1 protein-coding gene and 2 pseudogenes are annotated in these 5,367 nt (G+C 64.9%); all 3 read right to left on the bottom strand.

What is annotated here, in order from left to right; genetic code table 11:
• Nucleotides 1-37: 37 nt before the first annotated feature.
• A pseudogene (locus XpopCFBP1817_RS19260) lies at nt 38-583 on the bottom strand (type VI lipase adapter Tla3 domain-containing protein); the annotation flags it as partial.
• Nucleotides 580-2,725: pseudogene (locus XpopCFBP1817_RS19255) on the bottom strand (T6SS effector phospholipase Tle3 domain-containing protein). The pseudogenes XpopCFBP1817_RS19255 and XpopCFBP1817_RS19260, both read right to left, overlap by 4 nt.
• 67 nt (nt 2,726-2,792) lie before the next feature.
• Complete coding sequence (locus XpopCFBP1817_RS19250) at nt 2,793-5,312, bottom strand: type VI secretion system Vgr family protein (RefSeq protein ID WP_244171260.1); 2,520 nt, start codon at nt 5,310-5,312, stop codon at nt 2,793-2,795.
• Between the last annotated feature and the right edge of the window lie 55 nt (nt 5,313-5,367).

The raw sequence follows: 5,367 nt of genomic DNA, 5'->3' as shown, positions 1-5,367 counted from the left end.
CGGCTGACGTCACTGGGATAGCGTGCTCTCATCTCCATATGATCGGATAATTCGGGAAGACTTTGAACGGGCTCTTAGCAGCATCACCAAAGGATGTTCTGGCTGCCAGTTCTCCATGGCCGATCCGCGTATTGGGGTCGTAATACTTCGGATCATGCGGAAGCACAGACTTGAACGCGTCGTCGTCTTCACGTATAGCCTGCCAGACCGTCTGGTAGTAGTCGCCTACCGCCAAGCCCAGCCCGCGCACCTCCAGCACATAGCGCTCCCCTTGGCCGGCAAGCATGCGCCCGTGCGGAGTCGCGGCTGTCGCCGTCGTGGCCGGGCTGCTTGCCATGGCAACTGGTTCCTTGGCCACCGCGCTGCGCACCTTCCACAGCCAATGACCCCCAAAGGCCAGGCCCACGAGGGCGGTGATCGCCAATACACCATTACGAATATCGTTGCCCAAGCCGGAATCCTCCACGCCTGTTGACTGCCATTGGCGATAGTAGATGAAAAGGATCAGCGCCACCCACACCAGCAGCATTCCGAGCCATACCAGCGCATAGCGCGTGATGCCAGGCCGTTGCGCCGCGCTCATTCGTTGCTCTCCGCACGTTGCGCTCGGGTCCTGCTTACCACGTATTTGTCTGGCGGCTCCTTAGACACGACATCCGGAAATTTTCCTGTTGTGTAGTAGTCAGCCGTCTGCTTGGCCAGCATTTGCGCTCCAGGACTCAGCTTTTCGAAATTCGCAAGCTCGCTGATGTAGACGGAAGATGCTGTTCGATATTTAGGAGGCGCGAACGGCGTGCGCCAGTTGGCGAAGGCGATCAGCAACTTGCGCCACTCCGGATCATCCAATGTCTGCGCCTGCCCGATCGCCACGTCCATGGCCGTGACCCAGCGGTGGTTCTCCGTGCTGCGCAGCATCGCCGAATGGTAGGAATTGTCACTCAGCGCGGCCGGGTTGCGCGCCATCTGCGCACGTACTTCGTTGGGTGTGGCATGCCGCCACACCGTGCAGCCCATATCGGTCACATCGCACGTGTAACCGGGTGTCTGGTCGTTGATGTCTGGATGCTGCGCGTTGAACTCGCGGGTCATCTCCGCCAATTTGGACTCGGGCACCTCCTCTTGCTCGATGCTGATCAAGATCATGTACTAGCGTAACCGCGCCGCCGGATTGCCCAGCGCCACATCCACCGACACATCGTCCGGCGCATCCTTGCCGGCACGGGTCGGCGTGCCGCGCAGCGGCGTGCTGCTCTTGTACTGGCGCGGATCGGCCTCGCCCTCTTCCATCTGGGGGGCGTGTGGCGGTTGCAACGCCTCGCCATTGATGTAGCGCCCCTCCTGCGGCAATGGCGTCTGGCTGGCCGTGGTCGCGGCGCCTACACCTCCACCAGGGTAGCGCGCCTCCCCCTCCACGCGCAGTGGGATGTGCTGTGGCGGCCGGCCCACCAGCACCGGCTTGCCGCCACGCAGCACCTTGGTCCACATACGCTGATGGAAGCGCAGGCCCTTGAGCGCGTCCATCGCCGGCAACGTGGCCGTGCGCTCGGTGCTGTAGAACTTCCGCTTCCACGCCACCTGCACCGTGTCCGGCACGCCATAGGTGCCGATGCCCTGCACCTGATCCAGCGCCACGGTTGTGTCCTGTGGGCAGAAGTACAGGTACACCTTGCCGCGGTTGTCGCGCTCGGCGAACACGATCTGCTTGCCTTCCGCATCCAGACGGGTGCCCTGGCTGGGGGTCCATCCATGTCCGGTGCGGCCACCATATCCTGGCTGACACACTTGCAGCTCGCTCAATGGTGGGCGGACGTACGGCTTGGTGGTCACTGCGTTGACGATATTGATGAGCGTCTGCAGCTTGGCCTGCGTGGTCTGCTCCTCGCCCTTGGGTTCGAGCAGGCTGTAGGGGCTGTCCACCAGGATCAGGCAGTCCGCGCAACGCTGGCTACGGTCCGGCCAGCATGGCCTGCGCCAGCAGGGTAATCAGCGTGCCCTGGCTGTGGCCCATGATGGTGATAGTGTCGTCCGGAGCCAAGCGGCGGATCTCGCTCACCAACATGGCCAGCCGTTCGGCCGCCAGCACAAAATACCGCCGTGGCGGCGCCTTGCCGAAATAGGTGTAGTCAGAGGCCACCGGCTGGACGGTCGCGGTCATCAGGCTGGTGTCGAAGCCCTTGCCATACATGTCCGGCAAGTTGCTGGTGGCGTTGGCGAAGTACCCACCGGCCTTGGCGAAATGGGCATCCAACCGGTTGCCGGCGGCGTCCTGATACTGGCTGCGCAAGCGCGTCGGATTGCCGCTCTTGTCCTTGGCGATCTCATTGTCACTGGCGCGGTAGCCCCAGTAGAACGGGATGAACATGCTGTGGGTCGGCAACTTGCTGGTGGTGTCTTCGCTACGTTGATACAGGTAGGTATCCGGGTCGTACTTGACCGCCGCCACCGTTCGGTAATCCCTATCGCCAGGTTTAGCCTTGGACGCCTTCGCCTGGGCGTATTGCACCCCATACTGCCCGGCGCGCAGATCCACGCGGCTCAGGCGCTCGTTGAGGCCCTGGCACAGCCCCTTTTCCACGGTGGGATAGCCGGCGCCGGGGTCGTTGACGCCGTGGATGAAGATCACGATGCCCGGCCGGTCCGCGGGCACCTGTACCTGACGATCGCCCATCCGATTGCACAGCAGCGGCGCACTGGCTTGGGCGACAACATAGGAGGATTCGGTCATACAGGCATCCTGTGGAACGAAGAACGGTGGAAGGGTGGCGGGCAGCACCGCACATGCGGGAGGGGCGTCAGCCGCCGCCCAGCGGAGGCTTGTGGACCTCGATGCGCGCGATGCGCGTGACCTCATCGCGCAGCAGATCGGTCAGGCCCTGCGCATCGGAGACGCCTTGCACGACGCGGCCGTCGTCCAGGGTGATGCGGTAGGCCTGGTTCGCCGCGAGCTGGGGAGTGTCTGCGCTGTGGCTGGGGTAGTGCAGCTGGAATTTCTGATCGGTGCCGTCCTTGCCGAAGCTGGGGCGGTCGGCCTGCTCGGTGGACGGCCCCAGCAACGCATGGCTGGCAGCGTGGATCTCCACCCCGCCCTGCGTGCCGAGCGTGACCCCGCCCCCAATGCGGATGAAACTGCCGTCCTCGGCCACCAGCCGTATCCGTGGCGCGCTCAGCAAGAGCTCGCCCGTGTTGGCCGTCAGTTGCAGGTTCGTCTGCGCGTTGGCCACCAGATCGTCAGCCTGTGCCTGCAAACGCAAGGTGCCTTGGTTGGCAATGGCGCTCAGGCCCGATGCCTGCGCGAACAGCGCGATCCCCTGCCCGGCATGCACGCGTGTCGCCTGCCCACTGGTCAGCTGGAGATGCTGCTGCGCCACACTGTCGATATTCTGGCCGGCGTAACTGAGGTGGCTGTGCGGCGTGGCGCTGACCACGCCCTCGCTGGCGGCAAAGGCCATCAACGGCTTGCCTGCGGCGTTACCCTCCGTGCCGCTGGGCCAGCCCTGCAGTGCCTGGCGTAGCGCGTCTTGCCCGCCGGTCTCCACCGCCTGCCCGCCGTGCTGGGCGGCGTAGTCCCCCAGGCCCTTGAACAGTTCGGCGCATTGCGCCAACAGCGTGTCGAGTTCGGCGCGGTCGAGTTGGTGGCCGCCGGCCTGACTGCGCGCATAGGTGGTCAGCAACATGCCCTGCGCAGCGCGCAAGGCCGCTGCGGCGTCGGTGCGGAGCTCGGCACCCTGGCCACGCGGGTCGGCCTGGCCGTCGGCGCGTGGATGGGTCAGGTAACCGAGATTCAGTTCGCTGGCGTGCTGGGTGGTGGCCAGGCGCGCACGCGGCTGACCGGTGGTGTCGTCGAACATCAGTTCGTTGGCGCCGCTGCCGTTGTGCTCGCGCGTCAGGATGCCGGAGAGCGTGCGATTGCCCGGCAGCCCCCTGGCACCGCTGAACGCTGCGGTGGGGCGGCGGCCATTGTGGATGACCGCCACGGCTATCGGCCGATCGATATCGCCGTGTAGAAACTCGATCAGCACCTCATCCCCAATACGGGGGATGAATTGATGGCCGAACCCATCGCTTGCCGAAGGCGAGGCATAGCGCACGCGCGTGCTGGAGCGCTCGTCATAGTCAGCGCCGCCCTTGGCGTGCTCCTGTCCCCGCGGCCAATGCATCTGGACCAGGATGCGGCCCAGCTCATCGGTATCGACCACTTCGCCTGCCTTGCCGACCACGGTCGCGGTCTGCGGTCCAGGCGCGGTGGGTCGCCGCAGGTGTTCGATATAGGCCGGCACCAACGCAACACCGCGACGTACGCCGGCAAAACGCAGGGACTGCGCGCCACCGTCCGGTGGCGGCGGCACCGCAGCCAGCGACGGTGGCGGACCGACGTCGGCCGAGGCCAGCCCCAGCAACCTGCTGGGCAGCTGGCGCGTGAGGTCTGTCGGCAGGTTGTTGGTGATGTCCAGGAACTGCTCGGTCACCACGAACTGGCGCTGCTCGCCGCCGTCTCCTTCCAGCGACGGATGGTCTGCGACCTCCACGTACTTGCCGACTTCCAGCCCTGGCGTGACCGCGCCGCCATACCAGGTCTTGGCGCGTTGGTCGTGCCACTTCTGCCGCACTTGCGCGTAACGCGCATATTCGGCGCTATCGCTGGCGTAGCACGGCGACAACGCGCTGTAGTCCTTCAAGGTCGCACCGACCGCACGCCCTTCTTGCCCCTGATCGATGACAGACGTATCGTCCGCATTGCTTGGCGTCGCCGGCTTGTAGTCATAGCTCACCAGCGCGGTCGCCGACGTCATGACCTGCCGCTCGCCTTGCCAGGCCAGCAGACTGTCGGCCTGCGTCGCGTCTTCGGCACGGCGATAACCGATGCGGGCCGGACGCGCCTGGGCCAAGTCGTTGGCGTCGTCGAACAGCACCAGAGTATGTATCGGTGCGTCCTGGTCGTCCTCGAACGCAAACGTGTAGTTGATGCCTTCCTCCGCGAGCAGACGCTGGATGAAACTGAGGTCGTCCTCGTCGAACTGCGTGCAATACGAACGCGGGGCGTAGGTTTGGCGCAGTTGCTCCCTGAGCCGGAAGCTGGCGGCGATCGGTGGATTGCTCGCGCTGTGTTCCTGCACGATCTGCGACACGATGTCAGGCACGCTCACGTCCTGGAAGATGCGACAGGTGCGACGGTAGGCAAGCAGCGCCAGCGCGGGCTGGATGCGCAAGCGGCAACTGGAGAAACCCCCATCGGCTCCCAACTGCCGCACTGCGGTCACCAGGCCGTTTACCGGGCGCTCGCCGTCGTGGTGCCGGATCTGAGGTATCCCCACGTTTTTCAGCCCATGACCATCTGGTTGTAGACGTGTTCGGGCAGTGTGCGTAATC

This window comes from Xanthomonas populi (assembly GCF_002940065.1).
GTDB lineage: Bacteria > Pseudomonadota > Gammaproteobacteria > Xanthomonadales > Xanthomonadaceae > Xanthomonas > Xanthomonas populi.
This window is presented reverse-complemented; position numbering and strand designations above follow the sequence as displayed.